This is a genomic window from Thermoplasma sp. Kam2015, assembly GCF_003205235.1.
In the GTDB taxonomy this organism is placed as follows: domain Archaea; phylum Thermoplasmatota; class Thermoplasmata; order Thermoplasmatales; family Thermoplasmataceae; genus Thermoplasma.
In genome coordinates, this window is record NZ_QJSM01000018.1 from 185,340 (window position 1) to 204,577 (window position 19,238).

18 protein-coding genes, 1 tRNA gene and 2 pseudogenes are annotated in these 19,238 nt (G+C 43.3%); 11 read left to right on the top strand and 10 right to left on the bottom strand.

Annotated elements, in window-relative coordinates; translation table 11 throughout:
* Positions 1-101: 101 nt before the first annotated feature.
* The 3 genes and pseudogenes from DMB44_RS09740 to DMB44_RS02650 form a co-directional block, all read right to left on the bottom strand.
* A pseudogene (locus DMB44_RS09740) lies at positions 102-353 on the bottom strand (zinc ribbon domain-containing protein); the annotation flags it as partial.
* A 63-nt stretch (positions 354-416) separates the two neighbouring features.
* Positions 417-905: a MogA/MoaB family molybdenum cofactor biosynthesis protein gene (locus DMB44_RS02645; RefSeq protein WP_110640510.1), complete on the bottom strand. Its 489-nt coding sequence runs from the start codon at positions 903-905 to the stop codon at positions 417-419.
* Between the two features lie 70 nt (positions 906-975).
* The gene (locus DMB44_RS02650) at positions 976-1,299 is read right to left on the bottom strand and encodes a zinc ribbon domain-containing protein (protein ID WP_161952079.1); all 324 of its coding nucleotides are present in this window, start codon (positions 1,297-1,299) and stop codon (positions 976-978) included.
* Positions 1,300-1,438: 139 nt separating this feature from the next.
* Here DMB44_RS02650 and moaC point away from each other — a divergent pair, with 139 nt between their 5' ends.
* The 4 genes from moaC (at position 1,439) to DMB44_RS02670 (ending at position 5,185) form a co-directional block, all read left to right on the top strand.
* Positions 1,439-1,870, top strand: coding sequence for a cyclic pyranopterin monophosphate synthase MoaC (gene moaC / locus DMB44_RS02655; RefSeq protein ID WP_110640514.1), 432 nt, complete (start codon positions 1,439-1,441; stop codon positions 1,868-1,870).
* 152 nt (positions 1,871-2,022) lie between these two features.
* Complete coding sequence (locus DMB44_RS02660; RefSeq protein ID WP_110640516.1) at positions 2,023-3,612, top strand: B12-binding domain-containing radical SAM protein; 1,590 nt, start codon at positions 2,023-2,025, stop codon at positions 3,610-3,612.
* A gap of 39 nt (positions 3,613-3,651) precedes the next feature.
* Positions 3,652-4,485, top strand: coding sequence for a vWA domain-containing protein (locus DMB44_RS02665; RefSeq protein WP_110640518.1), 834 nt, complete (start codon positions 3,652-3,654; stop codon positions 4,483-4,485).
* Positions 4,486-4,489: 4 nt separating this feature from the next.
* Positions 4,490-5,185 carry a hypothetical protein gene (locus DMB44_RS02670; RefSeq protein WP_110640520.1) on the top strand — a complete coding sequence of 232 codons (696 nt, stop codon included), beginning with the start codon at positions 4,490-4,492 and terminating at the stop codon, positions 5,183-5,185.
* Here DMB44_RS02670 and DMB44_RS02675 read toward each other — a convergent pair.
* The 3 genes from DMB44_RS02675 to pyrH all read right to left on the bottom strand — a co-directional run bounded on the left by DMB44_RS02675 (position 5,169) and on the right by pyrH (position 8,186).
* On the bottom strand, positions 5,169-6,401 hold the full coding sequence (locus tag DMB44_RS02675; RefSeq protein ID WP_110640522.1) for an RIO1 family regulatory kinase/ATPase: 1,233 nt from the start codon (positions 6,399-6,401) through the stop codon (positions 5,169-5,171). The two genes, DMB44_RS02670 and DMB44_RS02675, sit on opposite strands and share 17 nt — an antisense overlap.
* Before the next feature lie 209 nt (positions 6,402-6,610).
* A complete protein-coding gene (locus tag DMB44_RS02680) occupies positions 6,611-7,402 on the bottom strand; it encodes a nicotinamide mononucleotide deamidase-related protein (RefSeq protein ID WP_237265252.1) in 792 nt (263 codons plus the stop codon).
* Positions 7,403-7,487: 85 nt separating this feature from the next.
* Positions 7,488-8,186, bottom strand: a complete 699-nt coding sequence (pyrH, locus tag DMB44_RS02685) for a UMP kinase (protein WP_369907613.1) — start codon at positions 8,184-8,186, stop codon at positions 7,488-7,490.
* Between the two features lie 276 nt (positions 8,187-8,462).
* On the opposite strand from pyrH, the pseudogene DMB44_RS02690 reads away from it, so the two are divergent.
* The 4 genes and pseudogenes from DMB44_RS02690 to DMB44_RS02705 all read left to right on the top strand — a co-directional run bounded on the left by DMB44_RS02690 (position 8,463) and on the right by DMB44_RS02705 (position 12,269).
* Positions 8,463-8,975 (top strand): annotated as a pseudogene (locus DMB44_RS02690) (recombinase family protein).
* Positions 8,956-10,200 carry an RNA-guided endonuclease TnpB family protein gene (locus DMB44_RS02695; protein WP_110640524.1) on the top strand — a complete coding sequence of 415 codons (1,245 nt, stop codon included), beginning with the start codon at positions 8,956-8,958 and terminating at the stop codon, positions 10,198-10,200. Before DMB44_RS02690 ends, DMB44_RS02695 begins: the two are co-directional and overlap by 20 nt.
* 219 nt (positions 10,201-10,419) lie before the next feature.
* A complete protein-coding gene (locus tag DMB44_RS02700; protein WP_110640526.1) occupies positions 10,420-10,758 on the top strand; it encodes a hypothetical protein in 339 nt (112 codons plus the stop codon).
* Positions 10,755-12,269 (top strand): glycosyltransferase family 2 protein, encoded by a 1,515-nt coding sequence (locus DMB44_RS02705; protein ID WP_110640528.1) that lies wholly within the window; start codon positions 10,755-10,757, stop codon positions 12,267-12,269. Before DMB44_RS02700 ends, DMB44_RS02705 begins: the two co-directional genes overlap by 4 nt.
* 116 nt (positions 12,270-12,385) lie before the next feature.
* Here the strand turns inward: DMB44_RS02705 and DMB44_RS02710 are convergent.
* Positions 12,386-12,458, bottom strand: a tRNA-Pro gene (locus tag DMB44_RS02710).
* 447 nt (positions 12,459-12,905) lie between these two features.
* On the opposite strand from DMB44_RS02710, the gene prf1 reads away from it, so the two are divergent.
* The 3 genes from prf1 (at position 12,906) to DMB44_RS02725 (ending at position 16,354) form a co-directional block, all read left to right on the top strand.
* The gene (gene prf1 / locus DMB44_RS02715; RefSeq protein WP_110640530.1) at positions 12,906-14,150 is read left to right on the top strand and encodes a peptide chain release factor aRF-1; all 1,245 of its coding nucleotides are present in this window, start codon (positions 12,906-12,908) and stop codon (positions 14,148-14,150) included.
* A 4-nt stretch (positions 14,151-14,154) separates the two neighbouring features.
* A complete protein-coding gene (locus DMB44_RS02720; RefSeq protein ID WP_110640532.1) occupies positions 14,155-15,057 on the top strand; it encodes a cysteine synthase family protein in 903 nt (300 codons plus the stop codon).
* 67 nt (positions 15,058-15,124) lie between these two features.
* Positions 15,125-16,354 (top strand): glutamyl-tRNA reductase, encoded by a 1,230-nt coding sequence (locus tag DMB44_RS02725; protein WP_110640534.1) that lies wholly within the window; start codon positions 15,125-15,127, stop codon positions 16,352-16,354.
* Here DMB44_RS02725 and DMB44_RS02730 read toward each other — a convergent pair.
* The 3 genes from DMB44_RS02730 to DMB44_RS02740 all read right to left on the bottom strand — a co-directional run bounded on the left by DMB44_RS02730 (position 16,257) and on the right by DMB44_RS02740 (position 19,145).
* Complete coding sequence (locus DMB44_RS02730; RefSeq protein ID WP_110640537.1) at positions 16,257-17,006, bottom strand: metallophosphoesterase; 750 nt, start codon at positions 17,004-17,006, stop codon at positions 16,257-16,259. The two genes, DMB44_RS02725 and DMB44_RS02730, sit on opposite strands and share 98 nt — an antisense overlap.
* Positions 17,007-17,106: 100 nt before the next feature.
* Positions 17,107-18,246 carry an LUD domain-containing protein gene (locus DMB44_RS02735; protein WP_110640539.1) on the bottom strand — a complete coding sequence of 380 codons (1,140 nt, stop codon included), beginning with the start codon at positions 18,244-18,246 and terminating at the stop codon, positions 17,107-17,109.
* Entirely contained in the window at positions 18,243-19,145 is a 903-nt protein-coding gene (locus DMB44_RS02740) for a (Fe-S)-binding protein (RefSeq protein ID WP_110640541.1), read from the bottom strand. The genes DMB44_RS02735 and DMB44_RS02740 overlap by 4 nt, the downstream gene beginning before the upstream one ends.
* Positions 19,146-19,238 lie beyond the last annotated feature (93 nt).

Below are 19,238 nucleotides of genomic sequence, written 5' to 3' on the forward strand. Positions count from 1 at the left end.
CATCTTTAATATGTGATTTTGAGCGATTCCAGCACTCAAAAATAGCCAAGTCGGTGTCTGATGATCGGTACGGATGACTGATGTGAACTACCCCGCCCTCGGGGCAGTCCAGATCCCGTACGATGAATATTTAAAGAAGTATCATAATCACGGTTTGCAGTCCAACCGCATTTATGACATGAGAATATACAGTCTGATAAAGTTAGATCTTTCTTTACATAACAGCATCTAGCACATGTCTTTGAAGTGTTCCTCGGATCTACTTTCACTACCATCCTAACAGCGCTACTAGCCTTGTAGGGGAGGTAGATCATAAACTTGGAGAAGTTGGAGTGAAGGAGATGCTTTCTCAAAATGAAACACGTAGCTGGCAACTTGAAAATTCTTAATGAAAATGCGTCCTATGTGAATACTGTTCATTCCTTCATTGTTTCATATATTATATGGTCGATCAGTTCAAGTATCAAGTCCGCACCTATATCCTGCGCTTTGGGAGAACCCGGAAGGGAGAAAACTGGTTTTCCAAAGATTATAAAGAGATCCGCCGATGACAGATAAGCGAAGATTCCAGCCTGCCCCTCGCTTCTCCTCCGGAAAATTTCCCCGAAGCCAGCCACCTGTTTTTCGGCAACCTTTCTCAAGGTTGTTGAAGTAACATCATATCTGCTTACGCCGGTCCCCCCATTATAGACGAAAACATCATACTCGCCAAAGTCAACGAACAGCTCAGACAGTATCTGTACCGGATCATCTTTAACCAGCGATCTCTTCACCCTGTAATCTTTGAATCGTTCAGCAAGTATGTTTCCGGACTCATCCGTTTCCATGGTCCTTGTGCTGGATACAGTGATGATTTTTATTCTTAAATCGTAGTGCCTTTCACCATGATGATCCCTCTGTTCCATGTATTAGTAATAGTTTAGTATCGATATCTATCTTTGCTTCATTCGGTAATGAACTACCGTTCCTGAAATACTATGCATTATTATGCATTTCTTTCTTGCAGTCATTGGCATCCTCAACAATTACTTGATCTGGATGGTACAAGTAATCATTCTTCATATAATGCCAAGAGGAACTGCTACTCACGGTAAACGGGGTACCGCAGAGGTCTAATCCACGGATAGAAATGGATAACGATGATAATCTATTCCTATCGTAGGTTAAACCACAGCTATTGCATTTGGATGCTTTCCAGATTGGGTGCTCTAATCTTCCACCACATACAGGACATTCAGAAGAAGTCCCCTCTGGGTCTATATACAATGTTTTATTATTTGTTGTGTATATTTTACTCATATATATTACATAATAATGCATAACTATATATATAAATATTTCCATTAAAAGTTAAAACCCTTCCCTTACGGAAGAGGACTTTCGCCCCTTTAACCCCCGCACGTTAAAGAGTTAAATCCGATGAAAATATACTGGACCAATGATAAATATATCAAAAAAGGGTATAAGCATCAGAACAGCTACAGCCATCGGAAGAATACATCTCAGGAAATCAACGATCAAGGCAATAATAGACCATAATGTGAAAAAGGGGGACGTATTTGAGGTGAGCCGCGTCGTGGGGACGCAGCATGCAAAGAATACATTTCTAAATATACCGTATTGTCATAATATACCGATTGAGGGAGTGGATGTAGATTTCAAAACGGGTGAGGATTATATTGAAGTTTCATGCACGCTGACGACAACTTACAAGACGGGCATAGAAATGGAGGCCATTAACTGTGTCTCAGGAGCACTGCTAAATATTTGGGACATGGTTAAGTATCTTGAAAAAGACGAAACCGGCAATTATCCTGAAACAAAAATTGAAAACATCCGCGTGCTGGAAAAGAAGAAGAATTCCCTATAATATTGAGATTTTGCAATTAAATTGAAGATCGTTTTCAATCAGATAGCCTAGAGACTATGTGATATTTTCCTATTGAATGACGATCTGGCGAATCAATAACATGTAGCTTAAATCTTCAATAATGCGTTTATATTATGACGAATTATTAAGTTATGAAAGTTTTACTGATAAAGCCTCTGAATCCAACCGGGAGTGGTTATACCACGAAGTTTGGTTTTCTTCCAACTCCACTGGGGCTTCAAGTTCTGGCAGCACAGGCAAGATCCATAGGCGTCAGCGACGTGAGGATCATCGATATGGAAGCTGACGATCTAAATATGGATGATATGGTGGAATACGTCGATGAATGGAGGCCTGATGTCATTGGAATAACGCTTCACGCGACCGCCGCGCATGCATTCTCTCAGGATCTGATAAAGCGAATAAAGAAAATTTACGATCCGCTTGCGATAGCCGGAGGACATCAGGCAACATTCGTACCAGGCGAGCTACTTGACAACGGATTTGACGTTATAGTTCTCGGAGAGGGCGATGAGGCATTCAGAGATATACTGGATCATTACAGAGACGGGCGAGATTTTTCAGACATTCCTGGCATCATATATAAAAATGGAACTCTGAAAATTCGCACAGAGAGGAGAGAACTCATCGACGATCTGGACAGGTTGCCCATACCGGCCTTCGATCTTGTCGAGAAGGATAGGTATACCTTCAAGGTCTTCGGAGAGGGAAGTGTAGCAACTGTTGAAACCTCCAGGGGCTGTCCATATGCATGCGATTTCTGCTCCGTCACACCTACTTGGGGAAACAAATGGCGAAATAAATCAAATGACCGCATAATGGAGGAGCTCAGGATAGTGAAAAAACTCGGTTACCGGTGGGTCTTCTTCACAGATGATATATTCATAGTGTATCCAAACATCAAACAGAGATCGGATCTGTTTGACAGGATAATAGACGAGGATCTTGGGCTCAAGTTCATCGTCCAGATGCGGGCCGACGTCACCGCCAAGAACCCCGAACTGATTAAGAAGGCAAGCAGAGCTGGGCTCACAATAGCCTTCCTGGGAATAGAATCTGGGAGCGAGGAGATCCTGAAGGCAATGCACAAAGGTATAATGACAAATTCATCGATAAATGCTGTCAGAGTACTCAATCAGAATAACGTCGTTGTGCTTGGTGGGATGATGCTAGGGGCACCTTACGAGAGATTCAGCGATATGATAAAGACAATCAAGTTCTCGAGGGCGCTGGCCCGTGCAGGTATAGATGCGATTCAGATCAGCACATACACTCCACTGCCTGGAACGAGAATCTTCCTTGATGCCTTGAAGAACAAGGGTATATTCACCCTTGACTGGTCGAGATACGATATACTCACACCTGTCGCGAAGACAAAGGTCAATCCAGCGATAATTCAGGCCCTGACTGCATATGGCTATTATTCATTTTACGCGTATAAATGGCTCCATGATAGACTTCATGATGTGAAAGCAGTGGGCTTCAAAGGTGACATCATGATGAATGCCCAGAAATTCATTCTGAGGATGATGCCCTCCTACATCAAGGATATATTCAAACTTCCGTCTGACATACTGCGCACGGCCATAATTTACAGGGAAGGCATGAAGCACAACGTGATATCGGAGGATAGAATCAGGGAACTCATTGCCGATTCCAGTTCCATAGTCTATAAGGAGACAGATATTAAAAATCCATATTTTAAGATAAAAATGCAGTGAAACAAAATATTTATTAATGTATGACGTTTATTAATAACGATGTATGACGCTGAAATAAGCAGAAGGAACCCGGGGCTATTCATCTTTCTGATAGACCAGTCAAGATCCATGATAAGGAAGATGGCGGGAGGTAATGAATCCAAGGCAAAAGAAGCGGCTGATGCTATAAACAGGCAGATAGGAGAGCTGATAATGAGATGCACCAAGAATGACGGAGTTCGCGATTACTTCTATGTTGGTGTTATAGGCTACGGTGGAGAAAAGGGCAAGGCTTCATATCTTCTGGAGGGCGGTGTGGTCCCGGTCTCAAAACTTGCCGACAATCCAATCAGAACCGAGAAGAGGATGATGAAGGTCCCCGATGGATCTGGCGGAACAGTTGATGTTGAATACGAATTTGGTGTCTGGTTTGAGCCTGTTGCCAACAGCGATACCCCTATGGTCAGAGCGCTGAACATGGCAAAAGAGGCAATAGAGAGCTGGATAAATGATCACCCGTCATCATATCCTCCCGTGGTCATAAATATAACGGACGGACAGTCTACGGATGGTGATCCCTATCCTGTGGCTCAGTCCATAATGAGCATGGAGACCGAGGATGGCAATCCCCTCATATGGAACTGTCATCTGTCCACTGAGAATTCGGCACCTCTTTCATTCCCATACTCTGAGAACCAGCTTCCCAATGATATGTACGCCAGATCGCTGTTCCGCATGTCGAGCGTTCTGCCAACGAAGTATATAAATTATGCAATTGAAACTTTTCCAGAAATAAAGGATGGATCCAGATCATATGTGTTTAATGCTCAGCTTGAGCAGATGATAGAATTTATAGACATAGGTACCAGAGGCGCAATAAGCTCGATGGAATGAACGGATGATAAGATTATTCCACTACCATCAGCCGAAGATCGGTAACAGTGAGAGTGAATACGAGGACGCTTTCTCCTATGATGAGGAGAGGGGTCTTTTTGCCATGGCAGATGGATCTTCGGAATCTGTTTTCTCCAATGAATGGGCCAGATCTCTTGTCGAGACCTTCGTTCAGGGAAGATATGACATGAAGATAGATGATATGGTGGAAACTGCAGTTGGGCTGTGGAGATCAAAGCTTCCATGGGATAATATGAAGTGGTTCGTAAAGAACAAGATCGCAAGGGGTTCCATGTCCACATTTTTAGGGCTTGAAATTGCAGGACACGAATTCAGATCCGTGGCAGTTGGTGATACCTGCCTTTTCATCGTATCTTCAGAGGGGCTGAAGAGCTTTCCGGTGAAGAACGCCTCTGAATTTGGAAACACGCCGAAGCTGATATGGACAGGAAATCCACTGCTCAGAACGAGAAGATCGATAAGGTGGGCCAATTACATGGAGGGAAAGATCTCAGAAAATGATATCCTGATAATGGCCACGGATTCTCTGGCCCATTGGATCCTTAAAAATATTGAACATAGGCCGTGGAGGGCATTGATGGATCATGCAGACGATGAACATGATTTCATAAGCGATCTGATAAACTCGGGTCATATGAAGAACGACGATGTGACCTTCGCTATCATCTCGCTGAAATAGCTTTCCGCAGATCTATATTCGTCCGATCTCTCTCATTCAACGCCTTTATTATCATTGATGCTAGCTTCCAGGATTTTCCACCCATGGTTTTAATGTATGCGAAGATTTCGGATTTATCCGGGTTCAAAAAATCAGCCTTCCTGAATAGAAGCGCGTCGGGATCGTCACCGTTGAACTTCCATGCCTCAGGTCTCAGTGAGAGCACATACAGGGATGTGTAGATCACCAGGGCTGAGAAATCATCCATATCCTCGGAAAAATCAGACGGCTTCCTGTCCGGCCTCTGGAAGTTTTCATGCCCGTTCTCATTAGATGGCATATTTTTAAGCGCAGGCACATACATGCCGTCATAGTCCACGAATACTATTCTACCGTTGCTCACGAGTATGTTGTCGTTGGAAAGATCTCCATGTGCCATATTATTTCTTTTGAGTTCCATGACCATGCTCATGAATTCTCCTGCTATCCTTCTTATCTCTTTGGCATTGTCTATGTTTTTCTTCAGGAATGTGTAGAGCGAATCCCCATCAACCCAATTCATTTTCAGAACTGGATAATACTGATTTGGATCCTTCATCGTTCTCACGCCATTTTCTATGTATTCAAAGTGTACCAGGCATGAAACCTTTCTCCCCTGCAGGTGACGGCCCAGTTCAAAATAGCGTCTGTGAAGATCGGATCCCTTGGTGAAGCATTTTATTGCGTAGTATGAGCCGCCATTTTCCAGTTTGAATATTATACCATAGTTTCCAGATGAATATATGGTGTTTCCGGCCATCTTCACGTTCGGGTTCCTGATCAGTTTATAATTTTTCAGATCCTCAGAGAGAGAATAGGTCAGGTTCTGGAAGGCCTGTGCGTAATCAAACTGACTTGGCCACTTCTTAATCTCCCTGAAGCTGGGTTTTTCAACATTCTGGTATTCATGATCCGTATTGCTCTTCTGCTGGATCTCTTCAACAGGCGTGGAGCCGGAATGATCAACCTTGGGGGAAGGTGCCGAAGTGTCTGAAAAATAGATGTATGCGAATATCACACCAGCGGCTATGAGGAGATAGAATACCATATGTGTGTGAGCATTGATCCATATGAGATATTCTTTCATATAAAACAGGAACTGTACCGAAGGCGATACGTACGCAATGAATACGTATACTGCAGTAAACAGAGAAACAATTGATCCGATGAGTGCCGCGATTCTGATCTGTGTTTTCAAATCAGGAAATTAAGTCTGAACAAAATTTAAAATTATCGTTACGGGTGGATCATCTGACTGTATGGAAGATGAAAATAGCATATGAGAATCCAGATTATGGCAGTCAATATGCGGTTCAGATCATGTTTTTGAAGGGATGAAAATTGATAATTATTGTCTACAAGATCCCCTCTGATCGGCGAAGCAGAAATGGTAGATTCCGGACCGATTCAGATCACGGATCCGCCCAGACTCCGGGCATATTCCATGGCACGTGCTATTGCATCGTCTATTTTTCTCTTGAGTTCCGTATAATTTTCTCCGTAACCTGATATTTCAATCTCCAGCTCCGGGTTTTTCACTTCGACATTCCTTGGATGGCTCTTCACGTATATACCTTCGAATTCCTTCATCAGCTTATCTACATATGGCGAGAATAGACTTTCCATGACTCCAGATATAATTATGGATGTATCGTAATAGTGCACATCGGGTATTATTATGTCCTTCTCCATAGCCTCCAGAAGGGCTTCCATTTCCCTTGGGACACCAGGCGTAATTATGATCTTCTTACCATCAATGTTGCAGAGCAGACCCGGGGCCGTCCCAACTGGATTCTCAACCGGCCTGCATTCGGATGGCATCTTCGCCATCTTTATCCTCTGTTCTGTCAGCTGATCCGTGCCATATTTCTTCCTGATCATGGCCAGCGCATCGCTGTTCACCATCAAATCCCGCCCTATGCACTTTGCGAATGCCTCAACGGTCATATCATCGAATGTTGGGCCTAGTCCGCCAGATGAAACCACAAGATCCGAGGTTTCCAACGCTGTCTTAAAGGCCCAGCATATCTCGTCTGGATCATCCATCACAACTATGCCTCTTCTAACCTGATATCCATGATACGTCAGGAAATTCCCTATGAAAGCCGCATTTGTGTTGATGGTTCTTCCTTTCAGTATCTCATTACCTACGGTTATCACGGTTGCATATTTCATATCAAATGCCTCCTGTATATGCATCTTTCAGTGGATTACGATTTATCTAATTTTTGTGGTCCACTCTATTCCATTCAAGCCTTATCTGACCTGGACATCACCATTGGAATCAGAGCTTCTGACCGTCATCTATGAAGGTGGAGATGGCCTGATCCCCATTTAGTATTTTTTCTAAGTTAGCCAGATCCCTAGATGTGACTATTACCCTTATTCTTGATCTCATGGCTATTGTTAGTGCGGTTATATCCATAAATACGTTCGGACCAGCACCAGTTGAACTCTTTGTAGAAAGCGCTATTGCTTCCCTGTATCCTATTCTCTCATACCTCTTGGCGTTGGCAAATTTATTGGGATCCATATCGTATACGCCGTCCACCGAGGTCACATTTATGAGCGTCTTTACACCGCTTCGCTCGCACAGAAGTGCTGCCACGGTATCTGTCGTATGGCCAGGTTCGGTACCACCCATTATGACAAAGCGATAAGTGTTCATCAGGTTTACGGCCTCCTCTACGGTAAAGGGTATCATCGGATTGGACCCTGGCATAAGGCTGGCCATGGAGAGGGCGTTCATTCTGGTCGCATAGATCCCTATTTCATCCAAAACATTCTCATTCACATTGAGCTTCCTCAGCACGGATATGTAGGATCTTGCAGTGCGGCCACCTCCAGTCACTATGCCTACCCTCCTGTACTTTGAAGATTCAAGAAGGCTGGCAAAATCCCTCATGTAATCCGCGTCAATTGGATCTCCGGAGATCACGGATCCTCCTAATGAGATTACTATAGAATCGTTCAATTCGATCAATAGGTTATTGAATACTCTTTAAAATACAATCGCAGAATATCAGTAGGGATCTATGAGCCTTTCCTGAGAAGGAAATTCATTCGCTTCGTGGAAACTATCATACCGATGTTTGACCAATGCGATATAACAGCATGAGGGATGATGAGGGATCTCAATTCCATGATAACATTTTCCAGAGAACGGATAAGGATTGGTTTTTAACAGATGTTCTGAATGATAGATATAATCCATAATTCCAATAACTATTTATACAAATAATGTATTATATTATTAACTATTAAAACTAATGAGGTATTAAACCTGCTACGGATATGAAGAAAGACGCTTCATGTATATGCTTCAACGGGGGAGATAAGGTTTACAGTCATGCCCAATGGTTATTATGATTATAACGATGAGGATGTTTACAAATTATTAAACAGGGATGTTGAGAGAAAAACAGTCATATATGCAAGGGTATCAACAAAACAGAAAAACGATCTAAACAATCAAATGGAGCAGTTAAAGCAGTGGTCTTTTATTAATGGTTATACAATAGGTGCAATATACTCTGGTATATCATCTGGTATATCATTTGATAAGAGAAAGGGATTCTTTGATATGCTTGATGAGATCATAAAATATAGAGTTGAAAAGGTGATAATAACGTACAAGGACAGGTTAAGCAGAGTTGGTTCGGAGGAAATATTTGAGGATATTATATCCATGCTTCATTGCTATTCAATGAAAATGTATTCAAAAAGGAGGAAAGGTTCAATGGAGATAGGCTATGAAAACGATGAGAACTGAACAGATCTTTATCCGTGATAACGGTGTAATATCCAGAATGTGCCATGTATCAAAGAACCTATATAATCAGGTAAATTATATTCTAAGAAACCAGTTTTTCAATAGGGAAAAATTGTCCTCGTATGGAACTCTTGCAAAACAGTTTTCAAAACCATCAGATATAGAGGAAAACAACAACTTCCAGAAACTGCCAGCACAGACAGCACAGTGGACAATTAAGAAGGTCAAGGAATCATGGAATTACTTCTTCAGGGCATTAAAAACATACAAAAAACATCCAGAACTATTCGATGGAATTCCGAAACCACCTAAATACAAGAATAAGGATGGAGAATTTATATTAATATTCACAAACCAGCAGTGTTCTATTGATAATGGAATATTAAAATTCCCAAAAATCATGGATCTGGAGGTGAAGACAAGATTAGATGATAATACAGATTTAAGGGAGGTAAGAATTATACCATTAGGTGTCGGCTATAATGTGGAAATTGTTTATGTCAAAGAGATATCAGACGTATCGGAGTTAAGTCCTAAGAGAATACAGGGCATCGATATTGGTGTAATGAACATCGTAACCATTGGAAACAACATATCCGAAAAGGGTATTGCTGTCAAGGGCGGTGTTCTGAAATCAATAAACCAGTATTTCAATAAAGAGTTATCAAGATTGAGATCGATCAGTGACAGGCAGATCGGGAGCAGAGAGATGACAAAGAAGGAGAGGAAACTGTTCATGAAACGCAACCGTAAGATAAAGGACATCATGCACAAGCTTAGCAGATCCATAGTCGAATACGCATTGTCAAGAAAGATCGATACGATCGTTATAGGTCACAACGATGGATGGAAGCAGTCTGTGGATATCGGTAAGAAGAACAACCAGAACTTTGTGCAGATACCCTTTAATATGCTCATACAGCAGATTAAATACAAAGCAGAAGAGAAAGGGATCAATGTCATGATACAGGAGGAGAGCTATACAAGCATATGTTCGTTTCTTGATAACGAAAGCATAGAACACCACAACACGTACATGGGAAAGAGAATAAAGAGGGGTGTATTCCAGTCTGCAAATGGAACATTAATACATGCGGATCTAAATGCATCCTACAACACAATAAGAAAGGCAATCCCTGAAGCATTTGACGGGATAGAGGGTATTGGGTTATACCCGCGAAGTTTAAGCATCAAGGAGATGATAACTTCCAAAGGTGGATGTTAACATGGTTAACAGAAACCGCAACCTGGAGTTTTCGAACTTGTAATTGAGAAAGCTAAGATCAATGCATCGCTGATCAGGCTGTTCAGGGGCAGCAAAGAATGGGAGCAAAGAAACAGATTTCCCGTAATAATATCCAGTTTTTCATTTTCTTCCTCCTCTGGGGATATTAAGTCAAAGTGCAGCGATACCAAATTCTATGCTATCGCCAACGTGGATAGGATGATCGTCGGAGATTCCAGACATGCCGTAAATCTTGGAGATCAACTTGCATTCGAGATATTCTCCAGCGTTTTAAGAATAACCGATCTGGATATATTCCTGTTGGGCGCATCTGATATATATATTTCGGACAGAAGAGGATTCAACAGGGAGTTTACAGAAACATTTTGGAATTCCTGCATATCATCGCTTCTTGCGAGGAACGATAGAAACAGGCTTTTTTGGATAAACTGGGGAGGGCTGAGGGACGTGGAGGAGATCTTGGCATCTTATACGATCGCCAGTATATACTTAGATATTTCCGGGCAATCGTATATCATCAAGGTAAAATTCCTATGAAATTCAATTATCAGTTATTCTCGTTTCTAATATTCTTCATATCGCCGATTGCTGCAGCCTACTTCACCTCAAGCAGTCTTTATGTGATACCCCTGGTCTATATGTTCTGGCTACTCCTTCTGGTTTCCATAACATCTGTGGTCATTTTTCAACTGCAGATGTTCGGAGCTGACAGATACACCATGAAGCTTCTACATGAATGCAAGGATGAGAGGGTCGTCAGCTTCATACTCAGTTACAATGAGGATGTGAAGATGCTGAAAAAGACGATCATAGCGGTTAAGAAGGCAAATATATACGGCGAGACGTGGCTTCTGGACGATTCAACAGATGAGAAGATAGTTTCTGATCTTAGGGAGATATGTGATAAAATGGGCGTAAAATTTGTCCATCGGAGTAATCGCAGAGGTTTCAAAGCAGGCGCCATAAACGACGCGATGTCACAGATCGATGATTCTTACGGATATATCGCAGTGTTTGACAGTGATCAGAGACCTACGCCAAGATTTTTCAATGGCATAATGAGCTATTTTGAGAGGAGGAATGTGGCTGTGGTTCAGATACCACAGACTTATACTGCGATATCTACATCGATAAGCGAATCTGCATTCTTTCAGCAGGAGGTTTTCCTGAGGAAGATAATGAGAGCCAGAAATGGCAGATCTGCCTTTATTCTTGGATCTGGATTCGTTGCGAGGATATCGGCGATAAGATCGGTTGGTGGATTCTACGAAAAAAACGTCACAGAGGATCTGGCAACATCCATAATGCTGCAGAGCCTTGGATGGGAGATATTATATCTGGATTCAACCGACATATGGTACGGTAAACCTCCTGAAACTGTGAGCGCCTATCTGACCCAACAGGGCAGATGGTCTCTTGGTGGTTTTCAGGCTCTAGGGCTTCTACTAGGTCTCAAGCTCAGGCCGTCTGTGTTTGCAGAATATATGGCTGGATGGCTATATTGGATCTGGGTTGGCCCGATCCGGCTGGCATCTATAATAATGCTCATACTGTTTCTTGATTTCAGATTGATAACCGTGATCATATATCCGATTTTCTTTATTTTTTTCTATTTTCCATACTTCATATATTCAATGCTATTCTATTACTACACAGTTTCTGATGGTCTCATGAATTACGGTGCTAGAGGATTCTTCCTGCATCAAGGAGCTGAACTCCTGCTAATGTTCACCGCCACCTCATCCTTCATATCGGCTCTGCTCAAGAGAAGAAAGCCATTCAAAGTGACCCCCAAGGGAAAGGCTGGCACATATTCTTTTACACAGGCCCTGCCCATGATCTCCCTGGAATTGCTGACAACCACCACCATTTCCATGGGCTTCATATGGCTCAGGGAATCGACATCCAGGATCATGGAAATTGCAATAGGCGTGAACATTTTCTTTGCTATGTATCTGATTCCATTCATGATCGTTGCAAGCGTGATTCTGTTTACCAGCACATATAAGGGCGAGAGCGATGAGATCAGACTCATTAATCTTAATTGAGGTGATATTGAGTTCAAAAATTTCCGGTATGATCATCCATTCTGGAATTCTATCCACCTTCAGGATTATGGCAGCACGATGCATGACGAGATAATTTTAATTGTACCTGAAGAATATGGGGCCGTCCGGATTTGGACCGGAGTTTCCAGCTCCCGAAGCTGGAAGGATACCAGGCTACCCCACGGCCCCCCATTCATATAACAATGCAGTCGCCACCGATATTTTGTCTCTATGTTTAAATTTTATCATATGGGATGTTTTCACAGCAGTACTGTTTTCAAGGAGAGACTAGGATCATTTCATGAGTTCTATTGTATATGACTCGATCCTGCCCTTGACCGAATACTTTGAAAATGGCGAATGAGCTAAGATCCATGTATTATCATTGAATCAGAATTGACAGGGTCGACCGCCCAGAAAACTACATGAGAAGCATGGAAGATCTATTATAGTTTAAATGAATATCGACAAGTAAAATGAACCGATCCCATAATAATACAGATTCAATGATTTCGAATGCATTGAAATACATATTCAGCAGTCAAGGTTATGGGACGGTGCAGCAGAATTTTGATCTGAATTTTGGAATTATTTTCTGCACATCGAATTGACTTCTTCGTTTAGAAGGTGTTGTTTATGGAAGATGATGAACAGATAAGAAGATATGAATTTAAACGGGCGCTTGAGGAACTTTCCAAGCTTCATGGCCGTGGTACCGAGCTGATATCACTTTACATCCCTCCGGATAAACAGATATCGGATGTGGTTGCGTATTTGAGGGACGAGTATTCGACGTCCTCAAATATAAAGTCTAAATCAACAAGAAAGAACGTTCTGGCTGCGATCGAATCGATCATGGCAAGGCTGAAATATTACAAGACGCCCCCTCCCAACGGCTTGGTATTCTTTGTTGGGCATATCGCTACAAGAGGAGATCAGACTGAGATGTATACTAAGATAATAGAACCACCGGAACCCATAACGACGTTTATGTACAAATGCGATTCAGAGTTTCATCTTGAGATGCTCAAGACCATGCTGGAGGAAAAGGAAATTTACGGCCTCATAGTCATCGATAGAAAGGAGGCGACCGTTGGATTTCTAAATGGTACGAGGATTGAAGTGGTAGATAACGTTCAATCCCAGGTTCCAAGCAAGCATCATCAAGGTGGCCAGTCTTCGCGAAGGTTCGAAAGGCTTATAGAGATAGCAGCCAATGAATTTTTCAAGAAGGTGGGTGAGATAGCCAACAATGCATTCATGCCAAAGATAAAGGACATAAGAGCCATATTTCTAGGAGGGCCCGGTGCCACAAAGGAATACTTCTTCGAGAAGGACTACCTCAGGAATGAGATAAAGGAAAAGATAAAGGATCTCTTCGACGTGGGTTATACGGACGAATCTGGTCTGAGAGAGCTTGTGGAAAAGGCCTCTGAATCCATAAAGGACATGAAAATATCCAAGGAAAAGGATCTCATGAACAGGTTCCTGCGTGAGGTCAGAAAGCCAGATGGCGGTCTGGCCATTTATGGTGAGCAGGCCATCAGGGATGCGCTTGAGCAGAAGATGGTCGATCTGCTGCTAATATCGGAGGGCCTCAGAAAAGTCAGATATACTTACAGATGCCCAACTTGTCAGACGGAGATTGTACTGAATCAGGAACCTGACGAATGGCCCGTTTGCGATAAAGATGGCACGCCCATGGAGCTGGTCGCAGAGGATGATTTCATAGAGGACCTTTACAGGCTGGCGAAGGAATCTGGTGCACAGGTTGAGATAATATCGGACCAAAGCGAGGAGGGTAAGCTTCTGAAGCAGGCATTTGGCGGTATGGCCGCTGTTCTGAGATTCATCAGGAAGGACAATGTTCAGGTGACGTGATCACATGATAGGAAGCAGCGCCAGATCGCAGATCGAAGATCTCATCGAGTCTATGCACCGGATGAGCATTGGCAATACACCATTCGTCCAAGTTGAAGAAGGCATCTTCGCAAAAATAGAGTGGAAGAACAGGTTCGGTTCCATAAAGGACAGACCGGCATTCTACATGATATATAGCCTCAGGGAAGCCGGTGATCTGGACAATCGCATAATTATTGAGGCATCGTCTGGGAATACTGGCCTTGCCATATCCGGCATAGCCCGTATGCTTGGGTTGAAGTCCGTGATAGTCCTGCCAGAGAACGCAAGCAGTGCAACGAAGCAGTTAATACTGAGCAACGGATCAGAACTGATAGAGACGCCGGCCAAGACGGGCACAGAAGGATCCATAAAAGTGGTAAACGAAATGGTGTCCGCAGGAAATTACGTGTGGCTGAATCAGCATTCTAACACGAAAAATAGTGATGCTCATTACTACACCACGGCAAGGGAGATGGCTGAGGCTGAAGGAAAACCTGCTGCGATAATTGCGGGAATCGGTACAGGTGGAACGATAACAGGCATAGCCAGATATTTCAAGGAGATGGATCCAGGCATAAGGATCATCGGCGTGCAGCCCTCCCCAGGTTCGCATATACATGGCCTGAGGAACGCATTCTCATCCAAATATAGGGGTATAATAGACAGATACGGAGACCTCATTGACGAAATAGTTTATGTGAATGAAGATCAGGCAAAGGCAGAGATAAAGAGATATTACGAAAGAACGGGTGATCTCATCGGTATCTCCTCTGGCGCAAATCTTTTTGCTGCAAGGACAATGAAGGAGAGATATGGTAAGATATTCACCGTATTCCCGGATTCAGGAGAAAAGTACAGGGACGAGCTGGATTTCCTGAAGCAGTGATCGTTGGCTCTGCTGCACGAACATGCGAATGGAACCATTTAAATCGCAGGTAACAATCATGGGTTGAATGCAAATATTCACTCTTATTTCGTGGGATTTCAAAAGGAATAATCAATTTTTCAATCAAGCTGTTCTCAATCCATATGAATACTGGTCAGAACTGTTGGAAAGAAATGGCATTAAAAAGTATGTGATATTGCTGACATGCAATCGGGTAGAGATATACCTGCGTGGAGATTATCCATCTGAACTGGACAGAATGAATCCTATAGTGAGCCACGATGATCAGGCCATCAAGCATCTCTTTGAGGTCTCGGCAGGCCTTGATTCCATGTCGCTTGGAGAGAGCGAAATACTGAAGCAGGTTAAGGAGGCCTATGATCTTTCTCTGAAAAATGGGAAGGTGGACAAGGTTATCTCGCTGGTCTTTCAGAAGGCTATATCAGTGGGCAAGAAGGTGCGTTCTGAAACGGATATATCGAAGGGCAAGGTATCCATACCATCGATAGTTTATGATATTCTGGTGCGCAGCGGGGTTTCAAAGGTCCTTATCATAGGAAATGGCATGATGGCAAGCGAGATTGCACCATATCTCAACGGAAAATTTGAGGTTACGGTGGCGGGAAGGAATATAGATCATGTGAGGGAACTGGCAAGCAGATACAATTACAGCTATACGACCCTGAATGATGTCTGTGATCTGATCCTCCGAAACGATGCCATCATAGCGGCCACGTCCGCCAAGACCCCGATAATAAGCAGCGATTGCATAGTTGACGGAAAACTGTACATAGATCTGGGAAACCCCAGAAACATCCAGGATCGGTCAGGCGCAAACATAATAACAATAGATCAAATATATGCTGTATCAAACAGGAACGGAACGATGAGAGAGATTAGTGTGGAGGATGCGCACAGGATCATTGAATCAGAGATGGAATCCTTGATGAACAAGGTTAAGGATCTTATGATCGATGAAATATTTGCCGATTTCTATAGATTTGCGGCCGTTGTTCAGAGGATAGAGGTGGAAAAGTTCAGGCGAATGCATCCAGAGATACCCGCATCCGATCTGGAGGCGTTTGCGCATTCCATGATAAACAAGGTAATGAATATACCAGTCATGACGCTGAAGAGCGTCGCTAGATCCCAGGAGAGCCAGGATTTCGGAAGGATGTTCTCAAAATTCTATGATAATTTCAGTGATCTCGTATCTGCTGCTCTCCAGAGCTATGAAGATCATCAAGATACCCAAAGTCTACGAGACCGAACTCGTCAGTTATTGCAAAGATCCTGAAGCTTGATGGTTTCATACCCTTCAGGGCGGGTGTAAAGTGCTCTTCACTGAGCAGTGACTGGGATAGATCCGTTCCAGACGAAAAAAAGCTCATAGCGGGAGTTATTATCACGTTGCGCTTGAAATTGAATGCAAATGCAGGCAGCTTGTACATTCCACCGACTCGATCCCTCAGGACGAGGGAGGGATGCTCATGGCCGAGTATCGTTATCTTTCTTATGCCCATATCTCTGTCTCCGTGATATATGAAGTATCTGCTGTCTTCGTAAAAGTCCAGAATGCCAAGGTTCTTCCTGGATAATATGGTCGCAAGATAATTATCATGGTTTCCCCTTATGAATATGAGATCGCGGTCATCGTACCTTTCTATGAAATATATGACGTCTGTCCATTCACTGGGAAGATTTTTTGAGAATTCCTGCTTGAAATCACCGTTGATTATGATCTTCTGAGGATCGTATCTCTCTATTATCCTGTCCATTATCGAAGTCACATGATCCCTCTGTATCTTCGGCAGGAACAGTCCGTGAAGGTTCATCTCCTCCTCATAACCGAGATGCAGATCAGAGACAACCACGGCCTCTATATCGCTCAGGTAGACGCAGTATAGGTCTGTTAGAAAAACGTTTTCGAGTATCTCTATCTCACGCATGCGGATCTTTTGGGTACAGATTATGCTGACATACTTTATCCTATCGTATTTGGACGTCCTAAAAATATCTGATAAAATTATATCTTCATAATAACTGGTCTCAGAGGTTCTTTGAACCCATGTATTTTATATACTTTATGACCTCAGGTATATTGATCTTCATGGGGCAAACCTCCTTGCAGCCTCCAGAATGTACGCAGTATGAAGCGGGCCATGGATCCTTGTTTGTTATGTAATTCCACATGACGCCGGTTGGACCATTGTAAGGAGACTTTGTGGAAACCCAGTCCTTTCCAAGGATGCGGTATATGGGGCATGAAAAGTAGCAACGTCCGCATTTGATACAGAGAAGGGCCTCCTTGAGATCCGGGTTCTGGCTCGCATCCATCCTTCCATCATCGAGAAGAATCAGATGGAAGTCCTTTGGCCCGGTTGCAGGCGAGACCCTCTTGAGTTCGATATCTGCGGTTGAACTGGGGCCGGCGGTCACATTTATGTACGTTGGCGGATATATGCCTGCATAGGCCGCCTGTACCATGACCTCATCCATGGCATCCCTGAGCGTAGGCACTATCTTGTCTATCCCTGTGATTGATATATGAACCTGGGGCATTACCGTATCGATCCTTATATTGCCCTCATTTTCCACAAGGGCTATTGCACCGGAATCTGCTGCTACCGCATTTGCGCCGGTTATGCCCACATCAGCCTTTACATACTTGGTCATCAGGAATTTTCTCACGGCCGCAACGATATCCTCAACCCTTGAGTTTTCATTTATGCTTGGATCGATCTTTCTGACGGCCTTAGCAGCATCTTCCCTGGTCATATCGAGCGCAGGCGCAACTATATGAGTGGGCCACCCCTTCGATATCTGCACTAGATACTCGCCAAGATCAGTTTCCCAGACCTCGTTGTGTCTTGACTCAAGATACTCTCTCAATCCCACCTCATAAGCTGCATTTGTCTTCGAGAATACAACTGTTTTGTTTTCACCAACTATCTCACCCGCGATCTTTCTGGCATCGTCCTTATTCTTTGCCAGATAGGCATGTCCGCCCAGCTTCTCAACATTCCTCATGGTGATGTCAACATATGTACTCAGGTTCTCTATGACTTTCATCTTCTCTTCTCTAAGGTGATCGGCTATTTCGACTATGTATGGATATTCCCTGAGTATGCTTTCAACTTCGTTGTAATTCCCAGCGGAAACCATCGATATCAGTTCCACCCAGTTCATTCTATCACCTCCGCCAGATCCTTCACGTTGCAGTATGGCTCAAGATTAACATAGCAAAGCGGACAGGCAACGAGCACGTTTTCATATACTGATTTGAGGGCGGTTGCCCGCGCTCTGGCTATATTATTGCTCAATTCGTCATTGAGGGGTCCCACGGGGCCTCCACAGCAGAAACCAACACCCTTCCCGGTGACCGTTGGATCCTCTACCAGTTCGATGCCTGCGGATTTGGCCTTATCCCTCACTGTGTCGTACATGTCGAGAAACCTCGAATACAGGCAGGAATCGTGCATCACGAATTTACCGCCTCCCTTGACAGTTCCTATCATCGTTATATAATTCTTGAACGGAATATCAAAATTGATGTATCTCTTGAGGTTTGCGAGTGTGTTGGTTGTATGCGGATCTACGGTTATTATCTCCTCAACACCCTTTTCTCTGAAGAATTGAAGAACTTTCCTTCCATATTCTTTGAATTCGTCCAGAAACCCGAGTTCATAGAGAAGCGATCCGCTGTAAGGTTCCTCCTCGTAGAGATATCCCACATCTGCCTTTACTCTGGACACCATTCTGTATATGTTCTGGAGGATCTTCACGGATCTCTCCACATCTTCGTCACTTGGTTTTATGAATCGTGATCCTATGGATGCCAAAATCCTTGATTTTCCAAGCGAACCAAGAGTTGGCACATATTTTTCATAGGATTTGAACACGGAGGCCATCTGATACATGTATGATGTGTAGATGATCACCCGCCCACCTCTGGGAACGTTTAGCCCAGCAGCCCATTTTACAGCTAGTTTCTTGTCGAGGGGAAAAGGCGTGTAATCCTCCATCAGATTCTTGTAAAGAACACTCCTGATCAGACCCTCCTGCTTTTTCACCCGGTCCTCGTCCAAAACATCACCGTCATGATATCATTAAGGATACTAATAAAGAATATTATGAAAGGGTCCGGGATTGGCCATATATCCCAGATGTATAATGACTGA